Origin of the sequence: Flavobacterium azizsancarii (assembly GCF_027980145.1) — a bacterium.
GTDB lineage: Bacteria > Bacteroidota > Bacteroidia > Flavobacteriales > Flavobacteriaceae > Flavobacterium > Flavobacterium azizsancarii.
The window spans coordinates 57705-83358 of the sequence record NZ_JAMZNK010000013.1 but is presented as its reverse complement, the minus strand read 5'-3'; the positions used below and the strand labels follow the sequence as shown (position 1 = coordinate 83358).

Annotated in this window: 21 protein-coding genes; 16 read left to right on the top strand and 5 right to left on the bottom strand. The window is 32.1% G+C overall.

Annotated features, from left to right (window positions below; translation table 11 throughout):
- Positions 1–71 precede the first annotated feature (71 nt).
- Together NJT12_RS10420 and NJT12_RS10415 are read left to right on the top strand one after the other, a co-directional pair.
- Positions 72–1082, top strand: coding sequence for a hypothetical protein (locus NJT12_RS10420; protein WP_271335840.1), 1011 nt, complete (start codon positions 72–74; stop codon positions 1080–1082).
- A gap of 42 nt (positions 1083–1124) precedes the next feature.
- The gene (locus NJT12_RS10415) at positions 1125–1781 is read left to right on the top strand and encodes a hypothetical protein (RefSeq protein ID WP_271335839.1); all 657 of its coding nucleotides are present in this window, start codon (positions 1125–1127) and stop codon (positions 1779–1781) included.
- Between the two features lie 227 nt (positions 1782–2008).
- Here NJT12_RS10415 and NJT12_RS10410 read toward each other — a convergent pair whose 3' ends face one another.
- Positions 2009–3490, bottom strand: coding sequence for a carboxypeptidase regulatory-like domain-containing protein (locus NJT12_RS10410; protein WP_271335838.1), 1482 nt, complete (start codon positions 3488–3490; stop codon positions 2009–2011).
- Positions 3491–3648: 158 nt separating this feature from the next.
- Between NJT12_RS10410 and NJT12_RS10405 the strand changes: the two genes are divergently transcribed.
- The 11 genes from NJT12_RS10405 (at position 3649) to NJT12_RS10355 (ending at position 13653) form a co-directional block, all read left to right on the top strand.
- The gene (locus NJT12_RS10405; protein WP_271335837.1) at positions 3649–4077 is read left to right on the top strand and encodes a copper resistance protein NlpE N-terminal domain-containing protein; all 429 of its coding nucleotides are present in this window, start codon (positions 3649–3651) and stop codon (positions 4075–4077) included.
- 167 nt (positions 4078–4244) lie between these two features.
- The gene (locus tag NJT12_RS10400) at positions 4245–4967 is read left to right on the top strand and encodes a hypothetical protein (protein ID WP_271335836.1); all 723 of its coding nucleotides are present in this window, start codon (positions 4245–4247) and stop codon (positions 4965–4967) included.
- Positions 4968–4985: 18 nt separating this feature from the next.
- A complete protein-coding gene (locus tag NJT12_RS10395) occupies positions 4986–5423 on the top strand; it encodes a hypothetical protein (RefSeq protein WP_271335835.1) in 438 nt (145 codons plus the stop codon).
- Positions 5424–5575: 152 nt separating this feature from the next.
- Positions 5576–5842, top strand: a complete 267-nt coding sequence (locus tag NJT12_RS10390) for a hypothetical protein (protein WP_271335834.1) — start codon at positions 5576–5578, stop codon at positions 5840–5842.
- A 20-nt stretch (positions 5843–5862) separates the two neighbouring features.
- On the top strand, positions 5863–6228 hold the full coding sequence (locus NJT12_RS10385; RefSeq protein ID WP_271335833.1) for a hypothetical protein: 366 nt from the start codon (positions 5863–5865) through the stop codon (positions 6226–6228).
- A 101-nt stretch (positions 6229–6329) separates the two neighbouring features.
- A complete protein-coding gene (locus NJT12_RS10380) occupies positions 6330–6974 on the top strand; it encodes a hypothetical protein (RefSeq protein WP_271335832.1) in 645 nt (214 codons plus the stop codon).
- 179 nt (positions 6975–7153) lie between these two features.
- Positions 7154–7789, top strand: a complete 636-nt coding sequence (locus NJT12_RS10375) for a toxin-antitoxin system YwqK family antitoxin (protein WP_271335831.1) — start codon at positions 7154–7156, stop codon at positions 7787–7789.
- A gap of 40 nt (positions 7790–7829) precedes the next feature.
- Positions 7830–8909 carry an acyltransferase family protein gene (locus NJT12_RS10370; RefSeq protein WP_271335830.1) on the top strand — a complete coding sequence of 360 codons (1080 nt, stop codon included), beginning with the start codon at positions 7830–7832 and terminating at the stop codon, positions 8907–8909.
- Positions 8910–9388: 479 nt separating this feature from the next.
- The gene (locus NJT12_RS10365) at positions 9389–10135 is read left to right on the top strand and encodes a hypothetical protein (protein WP_271335829.1); all 747 of its coding nucleotides are present in this window, start codon (positions 9389–9391) and stop codon (positions 10133–10135) included.
- A gap of 474 nt (positions 10136–10609) precedes the next feature.
- The gene (locus NJT12_RS10360) at positions 10610–12919 is read left to right on the top strand and encodes a type IA DNA topoisomerase (RefSeq protein ID WP_271335828.1); all 2310 of its coding nucleotides are present in this window, start codon (positions 10610–10612) and stop codon (positions 12917–12919) included.
- A gap of 257 nt (positions 12920–13176) precedes the next feature.
- Entirely contained in the window at positions 13177–13653 is a 477-nt protein-coding gene (locus tag NJT12_RS10355; protein WP_271335827.1) for a DUF6265 family protein, read from the top strand.
- Between the two features lie 335 nt (positions 13654–13988).
- Here the strand turns inward: NJT12_RS10355 and NJT12_RS10350 are convergent, their stop codons facing one another.
- Complete coding sequence (locus tag NJT12_RS10350) at positions 13989–15149, bottom strand: MFS transporter (protein WP_271335826.1); 1161 nt, start codon at positions 15147–15149, stop codon at positions 13989–13991.
- A gap of 441 nt (positions 15150–15590) precedes the next feature.
- Here NJT12_RS10350 and NJT12_RS10345 point away from each other — a divergent pair, with 441 nt between their 5' ends.
- Together NJT12_RS10345 and NJT12_RS10340 are read left to right on the top strand one after the other, a co-directional pair.
- Positions 15591–16316, top strand: coding sequence for a hypothetical protein (locus NJT12_RS10345; RefSeq protein ID WP_271335825.1), 726 nt, complete (start codon positions 15591–15593; stop codon positions 16314–16316).
- A 292-nt stretch (positions 16317–16608) separates the two neighbouring features.
- Entirely contained in the window at positions 16609–18861 is a 2253-nt protein-coding gene (locus NJT12_RS10340) for a TonB-dependent siderophore receptor (RefSeq protein WP_271335824.1), read from the top strand.
- 230 nt (positions 18862–19091) lie between these two features.
- On the opposite strand, the gene NJT12_RS10335 is transcribed toward NJT12_RS10340, so the two are convergent.
- On the bottom strand, positions 19092–21728 hold the full coding sequence (locus tag NJT12_RS10335; RefSeq protein ID WP_271335823.1) for a valine--tRNA ligase: 2637 nt from the start codon (positions 21726–21728) through the stop codon (positions 19092–19094).
- A 274-nt stretch (positions 21729–22002) separates the two neighbouring features.
- Between NJT12_RS10335 and NJT12_RS10330 the strand changes: the two genes are divergently transcribed.
- A complete protein-coding gene (locus tag NJT12_RS10330) occupies positions 22003–22383 on the top strand; it encodes a DUF1573 domain-containing protein (protein WP_271335822.1) in 381 nt (126 codons plus the stop codon).
- 217 nt (positions 22384–22600) lie between these two features.
- On the opposite strand, the gene NJT12_RS10325 is transcribed toward NJT12_RS10330, so the two are convergent.
- Together NJT12_RS10325 and NJT12_RS10320 are read right to left on the bottom strand one after the other, a co-directional pair.
- Positions 22601–23095: a hypothetical protein gene (locus NJT12_RS10325; RefSeq protein ID WP_271335821.1), complete on the bottom strand. Its 495-nt coding sequence runs from the start codon at positions 23093–23095 to the stop codon at positions 22601–22603.
- 381 nt (positions 23096–23476) lie between these two features.
- Positions 23477–25651: an OmpA family protein gene (locus NJT12_RS10320; protein WP_271335820.1), complete on the bottom strand. Its 2175-nt coding sequence runs from the start codon at positions 25649–25651 to the stop codon at positions 23477–23479.
- Between the last annotated feature and the right edge of the window lie 3 nt (positions 25652–25654).

The window sequence follows — 25654 nt, the reverse complement described above, 5'->3', positions numbered from 1 at the left end:
ACACCTGTAGAGTCTAAAAAGCTGACATTCCTAATTGGCGCAAGCCTTATGACAACCTAAAAAAAAATACATTGGCAGAAACATATTTGACATCAATAAAGAAAAAAGAATATTGGACATATTATGTTTTAGGGATTTTAGCCTTTTTATCTCTAGCCATATTCTGTTTTACTAAATATACGCCCGAAAATCATTCAAGAAACATCTGCCTTATTTTATCCATCGTATTTATAATTATCTCTTTAATTTGTAGTTATAATCTAATTTCAATAAAATCCTTTTGTATTGCAAACAACAATTTAACTGTTACGTTATATGGAAAAGTAATAAAAAATTATAATCTGAATGATGTGGAAAGTTGCACCCAAAAACAACATAAAGGAAGATATGAAAAATGGGAAACCTTAACATTGTATATTAAAACTGGTGAAAAAATAAAAATTTCAAGCAGTATTTATGATAATTATTTCGAACTAAAAAATGAACTTACAAGAAACAAAGTTCGAAATTTCAAGATCGAAGAATTAACGGAACAAAAATTCGGTTTAAAAGTAGCTTTGTTCTTATTACTAATAGGGTTTTTATTCCTTTTCGGTGCTTACAATTCATCACAAGTTAAAGATATCAACGTCCAAGATATTATTGTTTTTGGTGATAAAACTTCAGAACATATTCAATACATTAAAAATAAAAATAGCTATATCAAGATTAATGTAGAAAACTACCCTAATTTAAACTTCATAATAAATGGCAACGAGATAAATGCTACTTCTAGAAACGATTTAATGGATAAGATAAAAGTAGGAGATTCTATATTTATTGGAATTAATAAATCCGAATATAAACGAAAATTAATTAAAGTAGACTCCTTATCATTTGCTGACAAATATTTTTTTAATGAAAACATTAACATTGTTAGTTTAAAATCATCAAAAAAAGATTACTTAAAATTATCGGATGTAAATACTATTCAATCAGATCGTAAATATTGGAACTTTGTTATATTTGGCTTTTTCGGACTAATAATGATTCTGGCAGGAATATTTGGAATACAAAAATCAATAGAAAATCAGGATTTGTAATTAACATCACCAAAATTCCAAAATAAACGAACTAAAAACATCATGAAAAAACTATACTTTAACCTTTTATTACTAACGCTTTTTCCGTTGCATTCCTTTTGCCAACAAAACCTAGTTAATTCTTCTTCGATTAAGGAAGAGATAATAGATCACGAAGACGGAAAAATTGAAGACGGCAAGTACAAATGCAACTTATTCGATTGGCAAATTGAAATTCCCGAAGGCTTTATAATAACATCAAAAGAAAGAGCAAAAGAATTAGAAGACAAAGGTTACGAAGCTATGAAGGAACATGCCACAGAAGGAAAAAATATTACCCGAACTAGTACAACTTTAATCAGTTTTGAAAAAGACAAATTCAATATTTTCAGCGCCAACTACGAGTCTTTAATCGGTAAAAAAAAGATGACGTTTGATGAATACAAAGCTTTTATGCTTAAATTACTGGATGAAACCTATTCTGGTAAAGGAATAAAATATGACATTGCAAAAAGTGATTTAAAACTAGGTAAATATGACTTTAATAAAATTTTAGTTCATCTGTATCATCCTAAAACTGACGTACTAATTTTAACTCAGGAATTTTACAGTTCTTATATAAACAACCATTTGTATACGGCTGGTATCAACTATCAAAGCGAAGATTTAGGTTATATTCTAAGCTACAATTTTATTAAATCTTTTAAATCAGTGCAATAGTCATTCTTGGGTAAAAAACTCCCCGCTCTGCGATCGCCGTGGCGAAGTCTCCCGACTTCATGCCCACTTCAATAAACCACAAAGAAATAAAATCATATTATTGCAATAAACTTTAGGCAAAATAAAAAAAGCTACCAGAAAATAATTCCGGTAGCTTTTATAAAATAATGAAATCTTTGAACAAGCTTTTACAACTTTGCGTTCTTCGATAAGATATAATCGTTGTATTAAAGAGAACTTATATAAGTAGCACTTGTATCTTTATTTGGTTTCCAATTAGCATTTGAATACTCTACATCATCTACTATTATTTTAAGAGTAGGCGCGTTATCTAATAAATTAATTCCATTAATTTTTTTGTTATTACCATTTTTTAAATTTAATATAGTTAATAGATTGTTATTACAAGCAAAATAATTTCCCTCTACCGCCGCAACAAGCGGATTTTTAGAAAGATCTAAAGAAATCAATTTATTATAAGGACAATGAAAATTGGTTAGTTTTGGATTGTTGCTCAAATCCAAACCAGAAATAAGATTGTTTGGACAATATAATGTTACAAGGCTGACATTTTTACTAACATTTAATGTCGTTATTTTGTTTCCACTACATGTAATCATAAATAAAAGTGTGTTCGCACTCAAATCTAAGGTTGTTAGATTATTGCCATCACAAGATAGATTTTTTAGAGCTGCATTTTTAGAAAGGTCTAGCGTAGTTAGATTGTTGTTCTCTGTCCATAAGACTTCTAAAGCAGTATTTTTAGAAACATCTAACGCATTCAATTTACCACCTTCGCTAAATAGCTTTAATAGTGCTGTATTTTTAGATAAATCTATAGTAGTAATATTACCACTGAAACTTAATTCTTTTAATAAAGTATTCTTAGAGAGATCTAAAGTAGTTAGCGGATTTTTGCTACATTGTAATGTAGTCAAAGCAGTAAGATTTGAAAGATCTAAATTGGCGATTAAATTATCACTAATTTTTAATATTTCTAAAGCGGTATTTTTAGAAATATTTATTGTCGTTATTTTGTTGTATGAAACATTTATTTCTTTTAAGGCAAGATTTTTAGAAAGGTCTAATGATGTTAATCTTATATTAGAAGTAGTGTATAAGTTTGAATAAAAGAAACTTTCTAAAGCTTTAAAATCCTGAATCCCTGTGAGATCTGCAATGCCTGAATCATTTATATTCAACTCTTTAACCTTACTAATTTTATAAGTTGGTATACTTCCGTCAACAGGGGCAACATCATACCCATATTTAATTAATACTTCTTCAAATTTAGCATCTGGTATTAGGGTCTTTAGGGAAGGATCACCTCCCATAATTACCGATACATTTATTGTCTGTCCGGCTAGTACAACAGCTGGAGTAGTTTGACTAATATACAAAGGAAAGGAACTTACCAAACTAATGGTTCCTGCTGGTATGTTGCTAAATGTAAAATTACCATCAGCTCCAACAGTAGCACTTTTATCTTCCTGACCTGTTTGTTTTAAAATTACAGTTACGCCTACAAGATAATCACCATTTTCTACTGTAGTTATATTTCCTTTTACTGTACCAGGAGATGGTTTTATTACATCTGGAGCGTCATCTTTATTGCATGAAGTAGTTAAAGCAAATAGTGATAGAAATAAGAACAGGATCTTGCTTAATTTTTCAAATTTAAAAAATTCAATTGTGTAATGTTTTGTCATAGGTTTTGAGGTTAATTAGTTCGCATTTTTGCTAATTTCAAAACTAGGGTAATTAATAGACATTTTTTTACGGCTTCACGTAATGAACTTAAATTCAAACCAATTACTTTTGATAAAACCTTTTGATTCTTTTTTTTAACCAACAAAAAACCAAACTAATGAGACTATTACTAACAACCTTATTTTTAATTTTCAATCTAACAATATTCGCACAATCGAACAATTTCGCTGGCAATTATACGCGTTCACTAGACGAAGAAGGAAAACATATCATAGAATATAAACTGACCTTAAATCAGGACGGAACATTCGAATTTCATTCGTATTCGAAAATGCAGGGCGGAACTCCACCGGAAGTCAATAAATACGGAAAGGGAAAATGGAGTGCAAAAGATAATATGATTACTTTTTCTTCTAACAAAAATGAAGATTTTGATGAAAAATATACGCTGGATTTTAATAAATCAATGGCAAGATTCATAACCAAAAATCCAAGAGACAAAAGTGACAAAATAGTAAAAACAAAACTTCAGTTTTTAGAATCAGGAATTGACTGGATGGAAAGAATCGATGTTTTTAAAGTATAAATAATTCAATTTGTCATCAGTAAAAAAAAGCCACAAGAAAAACTTTTTGTGGCTTTTTTATAACAGGAAAAAATCAATCTTTGTGTAAACGGGAGACTTTGTTTTGCATACATATAAATTAACAATAATTTTATGAACGACCGTAATAAAATAAACATAAACCAGAAATGAAAAATATTATTACAATACTTCTTTTATTAAGCACTGCAATGTTTACAAGTTGTTATGGACAGACCAAACCCATTGGAGAAGAACCTTTAAACTTAGAAAGCTTTGATTTTGATACCAAGATATTAGACTTATATCCTGAGAAAAACAAGAGTAAAGAATATAACGGTTATTATGAAATAAAAGGAACGGTACATTCTCAATTGGTCGCAAAAGACACTACTTATATAAATGAATATTCAGAAAATAAAAAAGCAATTGGTTTAGAGTATTGTCAAAAAAGTTCAACCTCAATTGATACAATGGCAGTATTTGAAAATCAGCAGTTCCAGAAGGTTAATGTAGCCACAACAATAAATGGTACAATAAAAGTAATAAATGCTGTTGCTGATGAAATTACGTCAAAACAATGTGATGGATTAATTACCAAATTAGTCAAAAAATATGGCAAGCCTAAAAAATTGAAGAATAATTGGAATGAAACTTTTACAATATATGAGTGGACCACTAAAAACAAAATTATAAGGTTTGTGTCTGCTTTTGATGATGAAAGCACAACTATGAAAATAGTAATTCATAAAGAGAATAAAACGATTGCATCGGGAGAGAAAGAACCACACTATGTTGGTTATTTGTTCATCATCAACCCTTTATTAAAAGCCGAAGTTTTTGGTAAAATGAAAACAGGAGATTTTGTTTATCTTGACGAAAAAATGGACTAAAAACTACCTTCACAAAAAATGAAAAAAATTGTATTTAAGTTTTGGATAATTAATTTCCTGATAAGCGTTGCATTATTTTTTATCTATAATATGGTGATTGCAGCAACAAAAACGGTGGATGGAAATTTATTCGAAAAATTGATCCAGATTTTAGAACTGTTATTAAATATGGGATTTGCATTTATATATTTTATTGCGATGGCTATTTCTTCTTTTGTACTTCTTCTAAATTTGGTAGAAAAGATTAGAAATAATTTCTATCTGTCACTTTCAACATTTTTAGGAATACCACTATTTTGTTTTATCCTTATCATTAGTAATGTATTGATTGATATTCGCTTACATAATTTTACTATTTTGACAACGCTTGCCATTTTTTCAACAATTGGTTTGTTGCTTACCACAATACAATTTTTATTGTTCAGAAAAAGAATTAACAAAATACAAGTTCAATAAAAAAACTGCTTACAAAACGAGTTTTTGTATCAAACAGACTGAAGTTTAAAATTTAACAACCCTTTTTCAATTGAACTTTAGTAACAATATTGGCTTTATACTTCAATTTTTTGACTGATCGCAAAGTACCTAAATCATTATATACAAACACAATGAGACATTATATACTTACAACCATTTTACTTTTGGCTTTTTGTGCTTGTAATAACCTTGACAAACAAAAAAAGAATGTTGCAATAATCTCTAATGATAGTTTTTTGCAAGACAAAAATGACAGTACAAAGACAACAAAGCAAATTCTTAATAAATTATTACCGAGTGTTTTAGCATTAGCTAAAGCTGACACTTCCGCATTTTATTATGGTAAAAATGTAATCGAAAAAGACAGCTTATCGAGGCAATTATTAGTGGGTAAATAGTAACTTCGTCATCCAGTAACATGAATGGCAACTCGTGGAAAGAAATTTATTATTATTCAGACAAAACTAATACGATCAAATATGCAGGTTCGTTTTCAACTGACTATGAAGTAAAAAAACAAAAAAAGCAAATCGAAGAAACATACGAAGGCAGCTGGTATATGGATCAATCCAAAACACTTTATGAGTGGCGTAGCGAGAAGTTAGTTCCAATAAAACAAATTATCCTGGCTCACGAGCAAAATACTTATGAAAACGGAAAACTGACTTTTGAGTATTACGAAAATTCGATCAATGAAATTGAAGGACTGAAATTGAAATTTAAAGAACCTTACACCAGTGACAAAAAACAAAAAGATCTTTGGGACAATTTTTTTACCAAATAATAAAAGATTGCTTGCCTGTAACATAGCAACTTTTGTATAAATTCCCGACCACAGAAAAACATTTAAAAATCTGTACATCAGCTTAAAAAAAAAGTACCAAAATGAAAACACTTGTTCTTATATCAATTTTAGTATTCTGTCTTTCTTGTAATAACAAGAATACAAAAACAGTTGAAAAATCAGGCCATCCAAAAGAGGTAAAAAAAACAATTTATGAGACTAAAATTAAATCCGACAGTACTGTTATTAAAGATTTCCTAAATGAAGTTATGAAAGAAGAAGATATTCTTTTTAACGGAAAATTAAAAAGATATTTTTCTATAAGTGAATTTGAAGAAGTATTTGGAAAAGCAGACAGCATTAAATTAATATCAGAAGAGGGACCTTGCTTTTCTATTTTCGAAAACAAAGATGGAAGTTCAGATATGGAAGATAAATATCTGTATAAAGATGGTTCACGATTTGAAAACACAAAAGACAAAGTAGCCGTTGATAAATTTAGATTTACAGAAAATAATTTTATTTTGTTTAAAGGAATCAAATTAAACTCGTCTATACCAATAAGTGACTTACAAAAAATATTTCCGAATGCAACAAAAAGCATCGGAAATATGGATGTATATAAAGAAGGAAAACTACAAGTAATTCAGTTAAGAGAGGACGAAAATAATATTTATTACGGATACATAAATTTATTTATTAAAAATGGAAAATTATATTTTATGCATTGGTGGTATCCTTGTTAAAAATACCTAACATACAACATTGGCTCAGCTGAATTTAAAAAATACTCAAGAATAAAACACTAAATAAAAAAGCTACAAAAATTATTGCACTTTTTTGTAACCGGAAAAAACCAATCTTTGTCAAAACGGATTATATGTTTTATTATCTAAAAAAAAACTATAATTTTAAAAATATACAAATGAAAATACTATTGTTCCTTCTCTTTAACTTTTCATCTCTTTTTGCTCAAAATAAAAGTATTACAGTTTATAAAGAATATTATGAGAACAGTTCGGCAATTAAAGTTAAAGGTTTCATGTCTGACAAAGGCACTAAAGAGGGTTTATGGAACTCATATACAAAAAATGGTATGCTGGTAATAACAGGGAATTTTGAAAATAATCGAGAAATAGGTGTTTGGAAAGAATTTTACGACAGTGGAAAAATACTGAAAACCCTAAACTATATAAATGGGAAGAAAGCTTTGCAAAAATATTATTATGAAAACGGAACACTAATTTCTGAAACAGACTATATCAATGGAAAAAAGGAAGGTGAAGTAATTGTTTATTGGGAAAACGGAAAAATAAAATCCAAAGAGAATTATCTACATAATAATCAAATTGGTAAGTTCAGTGTTTTTTCTAAAAATGAAATTTTGGTAGTTGAAGGAACTTACTCAAACGACTCAAAAGAAATAGGAATTTGGAAATACAATTTCTCTGATGGAACCTTACGCCAAGAGATTGATTATACCTCAGAAATAGAAAAAAAAGAAACCACTTATGACAGTAGTGGGAAAATTACGGACATTAAGTACGAAAAACGATTATAGTATATTTTATAAGACACACTATCAATAAAAGCCAAAAAACATGCCCCAAACCACTACCGAAACATTAAAACCAAAACAACATTTTGAAATCCTGGACGGATTAAGAGGAGTAGCCGCTTTGGCAATTGTCTTTTTTCATTTTATGGAAATCGTTTATCCTCCCAAAGAAAATTTTATCGCCCACGGTTTCCTCGCAGTTGACTTTTTCTTTTGTCTCTCGGGATTTGTTATTGCTTACGCTTACAATGACCGTATTGACAAAATGAAACTTACCGACTTCTTTAAATTAAGATTAATCAGATTACATCCTTTGGTTGTTTTTGGCTCTGTATTGGGTTTGTTGACTTTTTTATTTGACCCGTTTGGCGGACATCCTGAAGCCTACGAAACCGGCAAAGTGATATTGATCTTTCTGGCTTCGGTTTTTCTAATTCCGTTTCCGGCAATGGCAGATCGTTATTTCAATTTATTTGGTTTAAATGCGCCTGGCTGGTCCTTGTTTTGGGAATATGTGGCTAATATTTTTTATGCCCTTTTTCTATACAAACTAAGCCGTCGTTCCCTTTTTATATTAACCCTTTTTGCAGCAGCAGGAATATGTTTTGTCAGTCATCGTGCGGGAGGTTCCCTAATGGGCGGATGGAGCGGAGAAACCTTTTGGGATGGCTGTGCCCGTATTTCGTACTCGTTTTTAGCAGGAATGCTCATCTACCGCTCCAATTGGATTATTAAATCAAAACTGGGGTTTATCGGTTTATCTGTATTATTGCTTTTAACGTTCTTTATCCCTTTTTCAGATTTCAATTGGCAAACAGAACCTTTTGTAGTACTACTCTATTTTCCATTACTGATCGTATTAGGCGCCGGAGCAACTCTAAAGCCCGTATTCAGAAAACTATGTATCTTCTTCGGAAAAATATCGTATCCGTTATACATGACGCATTACGCAGCCATGTGGATATTTGCCAACTATTACACCAAATATAAACCTGAAACAGGTCAACTGGCTTTGATTATGTTTATTGGAACATTGCTTTTATTAGGTGTTGCCTATTTGACAATGATTTTCTACGATATCCCTATTCGAAAATATCTTACGGATAGGAGAAAGAAGATTTAAAATACATTTCGCGTAAAGTTTTATTTAAAGCCACTGATTAAAAGGATTGAAGTGATTTTTTTGTTTCACGCAGATTTAAAAAAATATTTAAGCAGATGGTCGCAGATTTATAGAATCAAAATTAGATATGACTTAATTTGCACGATCTGCGCGAAAACAAAAAACTTTGCAACTCTGGGCGATTAAATTTTAAGCATATTAAACTTAGTAATCTGAGAATTTGGCGCAAAGTTCAAAATTTTAACACAGAAAAAAATTAAGTTTCGGCAAGATTAACAAAACTGCTTGAAAACTTTGCGCCTTCGAGCCTTTGCATGATTAATTTTCAATATCTTTTAATCCCACCACTTCCAATTGCATCCCAAAACTCCAATTCAAAAAAAATATAAAGAATATTTGCGTCTCTGATCCCGATAGCCATCGAGATTCGAGATCGTAATATAAAAAAAAGTGCCTTAGTGGTAAAAACAAATAAACTAATGAAAGTAAAAAACTTATTGATCCTGATTTTTCTAATATTTACAAAACAGGTAAAATCTCAAAATAAGATTGATGGAATTTTCAAAATAAAAATTGAAGAATCTATGATTTCGAGAGGAGACAATTTTCCTGATTTTGAAGTACAAAAAGATAGTTTAGATAAGCTTTTATTTGCGCTTCATAAAGGTTTCTCCCTAAACAATTTTCAAGATTTCGCAAAGTTTGATGATGAAAAAATGTCAAAGTTAATCGCCTTTTTAGAATCTAAAAATTGGCTTCATAAGATCAATAATCAATACAAACCCACCGTTTTTATTTCTGATGCAAAAGACGGAGAGTTACTTTATAAATATGCAAAACCAATTTCAAAAAAAATAACTAAATCAATCTTTAAAAAATTACCGGAAATAAAATCGTTATTCGAAAAAACGGCAATTTCAAAAACTGAAAGTTTTGAAAAATGGTCCTTTCTTATTTTAAGTGATGTCTTACTGGATTCCTGGCAAATTAATAATGTAGAAAAAGAATTTCTTAAACAAAACAACAGGCCTTTAAGAAATGGAAACCATTATTATTTCAGAATCAGCGAAAATACAAATTCGCAAATTGAATCTTTTGGAATTTACGGTAATCAAACGAAGGAAATTGATAATAAATATATCAGTGTTTATGGCAATAACAGAAACAATCTGAAAACTGCCTCGATCGAAAATAATATTACGAAATCAGCAAAAAGACCTATGTAAAATTAGGTTACAACAAAGAGATCTCTTTTGAAGAATTTTTTATTTGGCGGTATCATTTCATTTATACACAATCGACAAACGAAATGAACAAAAATGGAATTCTAACAATCCCGGCATATGGCAATTTTGAATATATTTTAGAAGAATAAACAAATACTCAAAGAAATATTCCTTTTGGCAAGATTGAAAAAAAATCACTTCACACAGATTATACAGATTAAAGTTTTCTTTCACGCAGATTTAAAAAGATTGAAGCACATGCTCGCAGATTTATATAATCAAATTTAAATCTGCCTTAATCTGCACGATCTGCGTGAAATAAAGAAAAAAAATTGCGTCTTTGCTCCCGATAACTATCAGGATTGCGCGATTAAAAAAACCTTTGTCCCTTTGCCTGTTTGCCACTTTGTCCCTATATAATTTCAATACCAATTTCTAAATCCCTAATTTCGCATTCAAATAAGAAGGAGAAAAATGAAGGTCTGTATTGCTGAAAAACCAAGTGTAGCACGCGAAATCGCATCCGTTTTGGGAGCCAATACCAAACATGATGGATATTTTGAAGGAAACGGTTATGCGGTGACCTACACATTTGGGCATTTATGTACCTTAAAAGAACCAAACGACTATAAACCGCACTGGAAAAGCTGGGATTTGAACAACTTACCTATGCTTCCGGAGAAATTCGAAACCAAAGTAGTTCAGAATTCAGGAATCCAAAAACAGTTCAAAATTGTAAAAAGCTTATTCGACAAAGCCGAGTTGGTCATTAACTGCGGGGATGCCGGGCAAGAAGGAGAACTGATTCAGCGTTGGGTTATGAACGAAGCCAATTACAAAGGCGAAGTACAGCGTTTATGGATTTCGTCCTTAACAACCGAAGCGATAAAAGAAGGTTTCGAAAACTTAAAACCCTCTGAAAACTACGATAATTTATTCTACGCCGGATTTTCAAGAGCCATTGGCGACTGGTTATTGGGTATGAATGCCACACGATTATACACCGTAAAACATGGTGGATACAAACAAGTTTTGTCTATTGGCCGTGTACAAACGCCCACATTGGCAATGGTTGTAGATCGCTGGAAAGAAATTGAAAATTTTAAACCTCAACCCTATTGGGAATTACAGACTCTATACAGAGAAACCCTTTTTAGTTATGAAGATGGTCGTTTCCTGAAAAAAGAAGATGGAGAATTATTAGCCAATAAAGTCAAAGAAAGCGAATTCGAAATTGTTTCGGTCGAGAAAAAGAACGGAAATGAGTTTGCGCCTAAACTATTTGATTTAACGGGTTTACAAGTATATTGCAATACCAAGTTTGGGTTTTCGGCAGATGAAACGCTTAAAATCGTGCAGACTTTGTACGAGCAAAAAGTAGTGACGTATCCCAGAGTTGATACGACTTTTCTACCCAATGACATTTATCCGAAAGTACCGGGAATTTTGCAAAAATTAACCAAATACGCCGAATTAGCGCAACCTCTTTTAGAAAAAAAGATTAAAAAATCACCTAAGGTTTTCAACGATAAAAAAGTTACGGATCACCATGCTATTATTCCAACCGGAATAGAAAGTAATTTACAATACAATCAGCAGCAGGTTTACGATATTATTACAAGACGTTTTATTGCCGTTTTTTATGATGATTGTCTGGTGGCCAATACTACAGTAATTGGAAAAGCAGCCGAAGTACACTTTAAAACCACCGGAAAAGAAATCCTAAAAAAAGGATTCCGTGTTGTTTTTGAAGACCCGAATGCCAAAGAAAAAGAAGCCGATTTGTTACCGAGTTTTGTTGTGGGAGAAAAAGGTCCGCACGAACCTTCGTTTTTAGAAAAAGAGACCAAACCACCCAATCAGTTTACGGAGGCAACTTTACTGCGTGCCATGGAAACTGCAGGAAAACAAGTAGATGACGAAGATTTGCGAGAATTGATGAAAGAAAATGGTATTGGTCGTCCGTCTACACGTGCGAATATTATCGAAACACTTTTTAAACGTCAGTACATTGTTCGAAATAAAAAACAGGTTTTACCAACACCAACAGGGATTCAGCTTATTGATACGATTCAGAATGAATTGATCAAATCGGCTGAATTGACAGGTTCCTGGGAGAAGCAGCTTAAAGATATCGAAAAAGGCACTTTTACCGCTGGAGCGTTTATCAAAAACATGAAGCGAATGGTCGAGGCTTTGGTTACCGAAGTACGAAGCGAAACCCGACATGCTAATATTTCGCATGCTGCCGCTACTCAAAAAGAAGTAGTGAAAGTTGAAAAAAAGAAAGCTGCAGGAATTCTGGCTGAAACTTGTCCGAAGTGCCAGAAAGCAACTCTTATAAAAGGAAAATCAGCCTACGGATGTGGAAACTATAAAGCAGGTTGTGATTTTTTACTACCGAATACTTTTGCAGAGAAAAAAATATCCGAAAACCAATATTTAAGATTGGTTCAAAAAGGATCAACCGTAAACATAAAAGGTTTCAAAACCGATGAAGGAATTGTTGAAGGCTTGATTCGTTTTGAAGAAAACTACAAACTAAAATTAGAAGTCAAAAAAACAGCTCTAAAAGCCAAACCTGTCGCAACAACAGATTCTGATGCCTTAACGTGCCCAAAATGTAAAAAAGGAACGATCATGAAAGGAAAAACGGCTTATGGTTGTGGAGATTATAAACTGGGTTGTGATTTTAAAGTGACTTTTGATGATGTTAGGGCAAAACTAAAAAATCAAAAACCTACTAAGGAATTGGTATACGCTATATTGAGCGAGAGTATATAATTTTTTTAGCCACGAATTGCACAAATTAGCACGAATTTTTTTTTACGCAGATTTAAAAAGATTTAATTTTGATTTAATTATATAAATCTGTGAGAATCTGCTCAAATCTTTTTAAATCTGCGTGAAATAAAATCATTTCAATTTATAGCGAGTTTTCTATTTACAATTTGAATAATAATTCGTGGAAATTAGTGCAATTCGTGACAAACTTTTTTTTAATATCTTAGCTTCTCAATTTAACATCAAAAACCGTAAATATGTTTCAGAAAATTACTCTTTTAATGCTTTTAGTTACCGTTATTTCTTGTCAAAAAAAAGAATCTGTAGAAAAAGATAAAATCAAAATAGCAGATTGGCTTATCGGAAACTGGGAAAACAAATCTCCGGATGGTGTTATAACAGAAAGCTGGACAAGACTTAACGATAGCTCTTTTACTGCCTCTTCTTATTTTATTAAAGGAAAAGATACTTTGCATTTCGAAACCATTGTTTTAGCTCAAAAAGGAGAAACACTGACTTATTTTGCAACCGTAAAAGGTCAGAATGATGATAAACCGGTAGCATTTCCTTCAACCGCCGAATCTGACAAGCAATTGGTTTTCGAAAATCCAAAACACGATTATCCTCAAAAAATCACTTACACAAAAGGAGCTGATAATACTTTGACTGCAGAAATTTCAGGAAAATTAGATGGAAAAGTAAGTTCTGAAAAATTTGTTTTGGTTAAGAAATAATGATCTCACGAAGTCTTTTTTTGACGCGTATAATCATAATTTAATTTGACTTTTTTTAATGCACATAATCGTAATCGAATTTGATATTTTTTTTAACTGGACTTCAGTCCAGCCCTAGAATATTGGTCGAGCCTACGGCTTTTTTTGGAGTCTTAAAATTTCTTAGGAATCGATTATAGTATAGCAATGTCTGAAACTTCGGGATTATAATTAGACTTATAAAAGCTTCTTATTAATCTAATTTCAACCAAACTCTAGTATATAAAGAACCTTCGGTTCGATTCATTTTGTAAGGCTGGACTTTAGTCCAGCGCAAAAAAGTCGATAAAAAAAAACTACTCATTCTCCCCAATCTTATTCACCATCAAAATCATCAGGATACCTAAAAGTGCCATGATCAAAAACGCCCATTTCATACTTAAGTATTCAGAGATAAACCCCACCATTGGCGGCACCAATAAAAAACCAAGGTAACCAATAGTAGAAATCGATGTTAATGCAGAACCACTGCTTAGTTTCGACGATCTTCCGGCAATACTAAATACTAACGGAACCACACATGAAACCCCAACGCCAATTAATACATATCCAAAAATTGTTGGGTAAATAAAAGGCAATAGAAAACAAACTAAAAACCCTACAGTGATAAAAATACCACTGTAAAGCAAGATTCGTTTCGTACCAAACTTCATCACTCCATAATCGCCAAACAAGCGTCCTAAGGTTACCGCAGTAGCGAAAAATACAAATGCAGCACTGGTTAACTTTGGAGAAGCGTGCAGTATATTTTCAAAATAGATCCCACTCCAGTCGTACATCGTATTTTCGCAAGCCATAGAGACAAAGCAAATTATGGCAAACTTGACCAGATTTTTTTCCGGCATCGAAAAGAACTTCTTTTTTACCGGTACAGGCTGATTATGAATACTCAATGGATAAAAACAAGCCGTAAGACCGAGCATAAAAATACTTACTCCCAATAAATGTTCTGATGGTGCAATATGCTTGGTTACCATAACATATCCTAAACCAGCTCCTGCAAAAACGGCAATACTCCAAACGGCATGAAAACGGGTTATGATCGATTGCGGATATAATTTTTGAACCTCAAGCGATTGTGCATTAATAGACAGATTGAAAATATTACGAGATGCCCCAAAGATTAAAAGGATAATCACCAATTGCCATACAAAAGCAGCTAAACCAGGCAAAGCCAATACAATATTAAACATGATGGCTCCTAACAGCATCACATACCGACTACTGTATTTATTTAATAGTTTTCCTGTAAACGGCATTGTGAGCATTAAACCAATCGGAAAAGCAAATAAAACAGTTCCAAACTGAGCTTCAGATAAATGCAACTGTGCTTTTATATGCGGAATTCGGGAGACCCACGAAGAATATCCAAATCCGGAAAGGAAAAAAAATACAGTGTTGGCTATACGGAATCCCCTGGGGGTGTTTTGTAATTTTTTAAAAAAGGGTAAAATCATGAAGAGCATTTCTTTATAAGGCTACAAAATTAAGGTTTTGAAGTGTAACTTCTACCCTTTTCATGTTTTTTAATAAAAGCCCGAAAATATTATTTGTCTTGTTATTTTGAATAAATTCTAAAATAAAATTGACAAAATATGGCAATAGGCAGATTAAATCAAGTCTTTGCAAAACCAATTAAAGAGTTCAGAATTTGATACAGGTGCAAATTATTTAGATAAAATTCTATGTTCGAAAACAATGATTTTTTACATTTCATCGTGCATAATGCTAAGCTAATTTATCATGACCAGAAGTGCTTTTGATCTGGGAGAAAAGTCAAGATTATAACAAACGAAATTGTATTGTTACTCTTTTTTTAAGTTTTTATTTTTAATTATTCTAAATAAGACTTAAGTTTGTGAAAAATATTTTAATTAATAAAATTTAAACTTCATCCTATGAAATCTAAAACTTTAAAATCAATAGCATTTTTACTTTTAATGTTGGTTGCCACCCCACAATTATTTGCTCACGCTCTCTGGATCGAAACCAAAGCTACCGGAACAAAAGGAAAAGCTCAGGAAATTTCAGTTTATTTTGGAGAATTTTCAGATAATGACATTACAAAAGCAGACAAATGGTTCTCTGATTTGAAGGACTTTACTTTGGTATTGGTTTCTCCTTCAAAAAAGGAAACAAAACTTACTTCAAAAGCTTTAGACAATAAATATCAAGCGTTTTTTACTCCGGATGAAGATGGAGTTTATACTGTTGTAATGCACCACAAGGTAAAAGATGTTTACGGAACTATGGTTTTAGATTACAATTCAAGCGCTACTGTTGTAGTTGGAAATAAAACTGCAGGAAATTATGCAACTGCCAACAATAATGTTATTGGTGTGTTTAGCGAAAATGCTGACATAGCAAAAAAGAATGTCAAAATTGATGGTTTTGCATTATATGAAGGTGTTGCTGCAAAAGAGCAAAAAATAAAAGTAATTGCTCCCAATGGTTGGGAAAAAGAATTATGGACAAACGACAAAGGTCAATTTTCATTTACACCAATCTGGACTGGAAATTATATGGTAGAATTTGCTTATACTGAGAAAGCTGCCGGAGAACACAATGGCAAAAAATACGATGAAATCTGGAAAATGGCTACTTACTTTGTTACAGTTAAATAATTTTCAAACTGCTTTTTTCAGCTAAAAAATAAAGAAATTTTTCTTCACTCAAAACCTTGTTCTCTTAACAAGGTTTTTTTGTACAAAGACGTGACATAATTCAAAATATTATTTAGAACTATTCTTTATTAATAAAGAATTAAAATCGGAATAGCAAAATCTTAAGCTAATCTTAATAAAAAACTAAGAAAGATTTAAGCGAGAAAATGTCTTGTTAAATTTTGTTAAAACATCTATGTGCCCTTATATTTGCAAAAAAAATAGTTATTCTTATTCAATCTAAATAAATACCATGAAATATAATTTACTACTCGCTTTATCCTTGCTTAGTTTTGCCTCATATAGTCAGGAGTACGCTGCTGCAGAAAATACTTCGGCTGTAAATGATACTGTAAAAAACAAAAAGGGAGAAACTCTTAATGAAGTTTTAATTACTACAAACAAACCTAAAAAGCCAATTGAAGCTGCTCGTTCAGGTATTAAAGTAATGGACTTGCCACAAAGTGTTCAGATTATTGGAAATGATGTTATCATACAACAACAAGCTATCAGACTTAGTGAAGTGGTAAAAAACCTAAATGGTGTTTATGTAGGATCAGCTCGTGGTGGTGCTCAGGAGTCATTCTTTTCAAGAGGTTATGATATGGGTGCCAATAATATGTTTAAAAACGGTTTTCGTTTCAGCAGCGGATCTATGCCTGAAGTTTCTTCTTTAGAAAAAGTAGAATTCTTAAAAGGAAGTGCTGCTTTATTATACGGTAACGTTGCTCCGGGAGGAATCCTGAACATGGTTACAAAAACACCTCAGTTTACAAAAGGTGGAGAAGTTTCTATGCAAATGGGAAGCAATTCTTTTTATAAACCATCAATTGATATCTACGGGCCATTAAATAAATACATTGCTTTTCGTTTTACAGGTACGTATGAGAACTCAGAAAGCTTTAGAGATATCGTAAAAAACGAACGTTATTACATCAATCCATCGTTTTTATTTAAAGTAAGCGACAAAACTCAAATTACACTACAAGGAGATTATCTTAGTTATGACTGGACTCCGGATTTTGGAACTGGAATTATTGGTAAAGAAATTGCTGATGTGCCACGAAGCAAATACTTAGGAGCACTTTGGTCTTACGGAAAAACAACTCAAACAAGTATTTCTGCTTTAGTAAACCATAATTTTAATGATAACTGGAAATTGAATTTCAATACTTCATTCCAAAACTATGACAGAACTTCTAAAGGAACTGAACGTGTTTCTATTGATATTACGATCCCGAATTATAAAGATGGAGATTACATTCGTCCGTTAGGTCAAAATCACAACTTTGAGCAAATCATGGGACAACAATTGAGCTTACAAGGGATTTTTTATACTGGAAAAGTGAAACATCAGGTTTTTACCGGTGTTGATTTTGAAAACTCATTTACACAAGCCTATACTTATGCCTTTGATGAAAAAATGGTAAAAGATGCTAAAGGAAAATTCATTACAAATGCATACGATCGCGTAAATATTTATGACCTTATTTACGATAATCAACGTATGGATATCCCAAATGCAAATGCAACTAAACTTGTAAATACAGATTCGAATCGTTTTGGGGTTTACGCTCAGGATTTAATCTCGATTACAGACCAATTTAAAGTTTTAGCAGGATTACGCTGGTCATGGCAGGAAACTCAAGCAACAACAACTGATTATACTAAAACACCAATTACAGTTGCAGAAGGACAAAAACTAACAGATCAGGCTTTTTCTCCTAAAGTAGGTTTAGTATATCAGCCAACAAAAAACACGTCTTTGTTTGCAAGTTATTCTAACTCATTTACGCCAAACACAGGAACAACTGTTGATTTACAACCAATAAAACCATCTATTATTGATCAATACGAAGCAGGTATCAAGAAAGATTTCTGGAGAGGTTTATTGAGCACAAACGTTACAGTATACCAGATCACAAACAGCAACCTGGCACAAACAGCTGAATTTAAAGCTGACGGAACGCCAAACTCAGATACAAACGTAAAAGTATTAAGTGGAGAAACTAAAAGTAAAGGTGTTGAAGTTGATATTACAGCAAGACCAGTTGAAGGTTTGAACATTATTGCAGGTTATAGCTACAACGATATGCGCTACACAAAAACTTCAGGATTAAACGGAAGTTTTATCGAAGGGGATCGTTTAGTAAGAACACCGGCAAACACGGCAAATTTAAGTTTCTTCTACACGCTGCAAGATGGTTTCCTTAAAGGTGTTTCTGTTGGAGCAATAGGTAATTATATCGGAAAAAGAACCGGTGGATGGAATAACCTAATAGTAATTAACCCTACTACAGGAGTTCAAACTATCAATGATAGAGAAATTCCTTTAGAAGCTTACACAACAATTGATATATCTGCAGGATATACCTGGAGAAAGATCTCAATATTATGCAAATTATCAAACATTACAAACGAATTGAATTATACGGTTCACGAAAATTATAGTGTGAATCCAATTGCACCACGTCAGGTAATGACAAGCTTAAGATATAAGTTCTAAAAATTTGAATTAGATTTTAATCTGCCAGGGCTTTTTCTACCTTTTTGAAGAATAGAAGAAGCTTTTGGACTTTAATACAAAACCTCATTTATTATCGTTAAATGAGTTTTTTTGTTTTTAATCGTCAAAATTTTAATTCGTGAATTCGTGACAGAAAATATTCATACAAAATAAAACCCGACACATTCAAAAAAACATGTCGGGTTTGTATCTAAAAAGTAAAACTGATCTTATTTCAATCCAGCAATACTTTGCTCTATAGTAGTGATTTTTGCTAAAGCATCAGCTTCTTTTTGTCTTTCGTTAGCCAAAACTTTTTCCGGTGCACCACCAACAAATTTTTCATTTGATAATTTTGACTGAACTGATTTTAAGAAACCTTGCGTATACACCAACTCTGCAGTTAGTTTTGCAATTTCAGCTTCAACATCAATATTTCCTCCTGAAATTGGAATGAAATATTCATTTGATTTTACACGAAAAGACAATGCTCCGTCTACTTTAGCAGAAACATATTCGAAAGCCGAGATATTTCCTAGTTTCGTTACGATTGTATCGAAGTAAGTTGTAAGACTCTCACTATTGATTCCTTTTAATTCGATAGCATCTTTAAACGGAATATTTTTATCTTTTCTAATGGTTCTGATTCCTGAAATTACTTCAATAGTACTTTCAAAATCAGTAATTAAACCTGCGTTAAAAGGTTTTAATTCTGGCCATGTCGAAACGATCAAAGCTTCTTCAGGAGTTCTGTCAGCAATTAAATGCCAAATTTCCTCTGTTAAGAAAGGCATGAAAGGATGAAGTAATTTTAAATTACTTTCTAACATTTCGATCGCTTTATCAAACGTTGCTTTGTCAATTGGCTGTTGGTATGCAGGTTTGATCATCTCTAAAAACCAAGAACAGAAATCATCCCAAACCAATTTGTAGATCGCCATTAAAGAATCTGAAATTCTGTATTTTTCAAAATTATCTTCGATATCAACTAAGGTTTGCTGCAACTTGGCTTCGTACCATTCGATGGCTACTTTTGATGATTCCGGTTGTGGAATAGTTTCAGAAACTTCCCATCCTTTTATCAATTTAAAGGCATTCCATATCTTATTAGAGAATGCTTTTCCCTGATTACATAATTCTTCATCAAACATAATGTCGTTTCCTGCAGAAGCACTTAAAAGCAATCCTACACGAACACCATCTGCACCAAATTTCTCGATCAAGTCTAAAGGATCAGGAGAATTTCCTAATGATTTAGACATTTTACGACGTTGTTTATCACGTACTAAACCTGTTAGATATACATTTGTAAATGGTTTTTCACCAGCATATTCATAACCGGCAATAATCATTCTGGCAACCCAGAAAAACAAAATATCCGGACCTGTAACCAAGTCGTTTGTTGGATAATAATACTTAAAATCTTCACTTTCAGGATCCATGATTCCGCCAAAAACTGACATTGGCCATAACCAGGATGAGAACCATGTGTCTAGAGCATCAACATCTTGTCTTAAATCTTTTGTTTCAAGTTTTAGGTTTGAAGTTCTTTCTTTAGCTAAAGCTAGCGCCTCTTCGATAGTTTCTGCAACTACAAAATCTTCTTTTCCGTCTCCGTAATAATAAGCCGGAATTTGTTGTCCCCACCATAACTGACGGGAAATATTCCAATCACGAATATTGTTTAACCAATGTGCGTAAGTGTTTTCGAAACGTTTTGGGTGTAATTTAATATCTCCATCAACCAAAACAGATTTAATTGCGGGTTTTACTAAATCTTCCATTTTCAAAAACCATTGATCTGATAATCTTGGTTCGATTACCGCTTTAGTTCTTTCAGACGTTCCAACTTTATTTAAGTGGATTTCGGTTTTTGCCAAAGCTCCAATTTCTTCTAATTCTTTTGCAATTTCGATACGAACCACAAAACGATCTTTCCCTTGGTAATGCAATCCAAAACTATTTAATGTAGCATCTTCATTAAAAATATCAACGATTTCAAGATTGTGTTTCTCTCCTAACGCTTTATCATTCATGTCATGCGCCGGAGTTACTTTTAAGCATCCGGTTCCAAATTCTACATCTACATATTCATCTTCGATAATCGGGATTACTCTTCCACAAATAGGGACAATCGCTTTTTTACCTTTCAAATGAGTAAAACGTTCGTCATTTGGGTTGATACAAATAGCAGTATCTCCAAAGATAGTCTCAGGACGTGTTGTCGCAATAGTCAAGAAATCTTCTGAACCTTCGATTTTATATTTCAAGAAAAATAATTTTCCTTGTTGTTCTTCATAAATAACCTCTTCGTCAGACAAAGTTGTTTTTGCTTCAGGATCCCAGTTTACCATACGGTACCCTCTGTAGATTAATCCTTTATTATATAGGTCAACAAAAGACTTAATTACAGAAGCTGACATATCAGGATCCATAGTAAATTTCGTTCTTTCCCAATCGCAGGAAGCACCTAATTTTTTAAGCTGATCCAGGATTACTCCACCATATTTATCTGTCCATTCCCAGGCATGTGCCAAAAATTCTTCGCGGGTTAAATCATTTTTATTGATTCCTTCTGCTTTTAATTTTGCTACAACTTTGGCCTCAGTTGCAATAGAAGCGTGATCCGTTCCCGGAACCCAACAAGCATTGAAACCTTTAAGACGTGCTCTACGAATCAAAACATCCTGAATGGTATTGTTCAGCATATGCCCCATGTGCAAGACTCCAGTGACATTTGGTGGCGGGATTACAATTGTATAAGGTGTTCTATGATCTGGTTCTGAATGAAAATAGTTGTTTTTCATCCAGTAATCATACCATTTATTCTCGATCGTCTTAGCGTCAAATTGTGCTGGAATACTCATTTATTATAGATATGTTTAATCGTTAATTCGTTTTAATTGTTTAACCGTGGATTTGTTTAACTGTTTGTTTTTTTGCGTCCGTAACAAAATTTACAGAACTTCAATTGATTAAACAAATTAACATTTAAACAATTAAACAAAAACTTGGTTCAATTTTTGTAATTATATTTGACAGCAAAAGTAAATAATTAAGTACACTATAAAAAGAGAATTAATAATTTGTGTGTTAATTAAAAGAATGTATATTTACTTACAACTTAAAAACAATTTCAAAATGAAAAATGTAGCCTCTTTTATTGCTGTCGTATTGTTTAGCGCAATAGGTTATGCACAAAACGGCCCAAAAATTGAATTTGCAGCCCAAGACAATACCATTGATTATGGTAAAATTTCAAAAAGTGACAACGGAGTTCGCTCTTTTGAATTTACAAACACAGGAGATGCACCGCTTTTAGTAACCGGCGCAGAATCTACAGTAAGTTCTATAGTAGTCACCAAACCCGCAGCAGCAGTAATGCCCGGTAAAAAAGGTAAAATTGATGTAAAATACAACATGGCTTCCGGTCCAATTCGCAAAACAATTACCGTTGAAACCAATGCTGTCAACTACCCTGATGGTAGAGTCGCCTTAAAAATCAAAGGTGAAGTTTTATAACAAAACAAAAATCTAAAAATAGTAAAAGCCGTTCTTAAAAGGAACGGCTTTTTTTGTAACTATATTTTAAATTAAACCCGACAGGTTATTGAAATCTGTTGGGTTTGCTTATAGATAGTGAGTATCTAAATTGTCAAATCTTTGTCAAAGTTCTAAAACTTTTAGTAACAGCATTACTTGTGTGATTTCTCCTCTGTCGAAATGAACAAGATTGTGGCTAGTTTTGTGCTTTCTCAACGCATTCAGAAGTTGAAAATTTATATTTTACACGATCAAAATCGATAGGTTTATCTTTTACCAAATAAGTAACGCCCATCGTAGTTTGCATGGTTCCGTTTCCTAAAATAAGTTGGTTGTCACGTTTTAAAAATGCCATCGGATTTTTGAACGTCTGATTTTTATTTGTTTTTTCCTTAAAAGTATAATCTACAAATAATGTATCTCCTTTAAATTCTCCTTTAAGTTCTCCTATTTTCTCTGGCGCATTAGCAACTTTCATTACCATATCCCCTCCAATTTTACCGTTCTTTAAAGTATTTAATTTTAAATCGATTGTATCTTTTTCATACACCGCTTTATAGCATTCTGTACTTACGACTTTTTCAGCTTCGGCCTGAGCAGCTTCAGCTTCTTTTTTTTGTTTTTCATCATTTTTACAGCTTTGCAGTCCAATCAAAGACAAAAGCAAACAAGATATGACTAACTTTTTCATAGATTATTTTTTAGGTTCGTTGTTATCTTATAAAGTTAAATAAAAAAGAAGCTAAAAAAAAGACTTCTGAATTAAAATTAAAAAACTAACAAGTTTTAATCCCGAGGCTTCGGGCAATGTCATTAAGTTAATGAGAAATCAAGAAAATTATTTAACCGTTTAATCAAGAAAGTAATTAGAAAAATCCATTTTTATCAGCGTTTTCGCTTTAGCGAATCAGTAAAATCAGCGTCTAATTTTGACGCGGATAAAACAGATTTACTTCGTAAAAACGCAGATAAAAAACAGATTTGATTTGCAATAATTTTATTTTCTAAAAACTTAAATTAATGAAATCGGGTTTCAGGACTTTTAGGTTAACTTATTGTAAGTAAAAGAAGTCTATAAATTCTTAATAACAAATTCAGATCTTCTGTTTAATTCGTGCTCTTCCTCTGAGCAGGCATCATCTGTTTTGCATTTTATGATAGGCACAGATTCTCCGTAACCTTTTGCCTGAACTCTCTTTGCATTAATCCCTAATTCTATGATAAAATCCCTGGTTGAATTAGCTCGTTTTTGAGACAAATTTTCATTAAACTTTTCATTTCCCCGAGAATCTGTATGAGATCCTATTTCGATAACCATGTCAGGATATTTCTTCATTAATGCTACAACACGACCTAAAATAACTTTAGATTCTTTACGGATGTACCATAAATTGTAGTCAAAATAAATAGGATCCGTTTTTATGATTAATCTGTCTTTGTTGTCTTTAATAACGTCCTTTTCTTCTACTAAAATCTGTTTTATTTTTTCCTTTTTCTTGATTTCTGTTGCTGCAGCTTCTTCAGCTTTTTCTTTCTTCTTTATTTCTGCTGCTGCAATCTGATCTTCTTTCGTTTTTTTCTGCGCTACTTTTAACGCAATAACATCTAATGCTTCCCTTTCTTTTTTACGTCCTCTTTCAAGTTCTTCCTCTTTCTTTTTTGTTTCTGCAATTTGCTGTTGTTCTAATTTTATAATCTCAACAGATTTCAATGCCATCGAAGCATCATTGCTTGCGTTTCTGGTTTTCCCAGAAGATAATGATCTCGATTCGCTAGTATACTTTTCTTTAGAAGCCAAAACCGTAAACGAACTCTCGCAAGAAACTGTAAAACTAAATTTTCCGTCTGCTGCTGTAGTAACTGTCTTCAAAGTCTTTTTATCAGTATCCTGCAAGATTACAATTGCATTCTCTAAAGATAAATGAGTATCAATATCTGTAATCGTTCCTGCAATAAACTGTTTGCAATCTTCTACAATCAATTCTTTAGTTTCTTTAAACCAATAAATATCGTCACTCCCTTTTCCGCCTTCCCTATTCGATGCAAAAAAACCTTCTTTAGTATTTGTATCTATAATAAACGAAAAATCATCGCGATTTGAGTTTAATGGCAAACCTATATTTACAGGTTTCGAATATTCATTTCCGCTAATTTCCGAAACAAAAACATCAAGAGATCCATATCCTAAATGCCCATCCGAAGAAAAATAAAGTTTGTTATCTGACGAAGCAAAAGGAAACTGCTCTCTTTTATCTGTATTAATAATAGGCCCCAGGTTTTTGGGTGTATCAAATGCTCCTTTATTAATATTGACTGAATAAATATCGAAAGAACCAAATGTTCCCGGCATATCTGAAGCAAAATACAGTACTTTTTCATCAGTGCTCAGAGCTGGATGTTCTACTGAATAATTAGGACTATTAAATGGTAGTGATACAACATTTACCCATTTTCCATTAATCAATTCAGCTTTAAAAATTTGAAGGTTTGAGATTTTTTTATCGTCTGTTTTCTTGCTTCCTTTTTTAGAATTATTTCGCGTAAAATAAATTGTCTTGCCATCTTTTGTAAAAACAGCGTTGGATTCATGCATTCCCGTTTTTAATTCTTTAGCAAAATAATGTACAATAGAATCGGCTGAATTAATATTCTTTATCGGAATTTCGACTAAATTCAAATAGGTTTCATTGTCCCATTTGAACTTTTTATCAAACAATCCCGGTTTGAGTTTTACGCCTGCAAAAACCAGATTATCATTATACTTTACAGCTCCAAATTCAGAATTTGGTGTATTGATGGCTAAATTTTTAATATCAAATCGTTGCCCGATTGCAGAAACATTTTCTAATATCTTAATCTCTTTTTCAAAATTAGCAATATCATTAGCATTTGCAGATTTTGCATAATATTGTTTCAAAGCCGAATTTGCATCTTCATAACTATTGCTTGCTTTTAAAGTCTGCGCATATCTGAAATAATAATTTCGATCTAAATCAGTATTATAATTTTGAATTAAAAGTCTGTAATAGCGTTGCGCTTTTATCAAATCGTTGGTATAAAAATAAGAGTCAGCAAGATTTTTCACAACTTCCTGTGAAGGTTTGTTCTCAATCAACTTTTCATATAAAACAATTGCTTCACTATAATAAGTTTTGTCAAAAAATCTTTTTGCCCTTGCCAATTCAAGATCCTGAGCATTTATAAACTGTATTGAAAATACGAATATAATAACGAATAGTTTTTTCATATT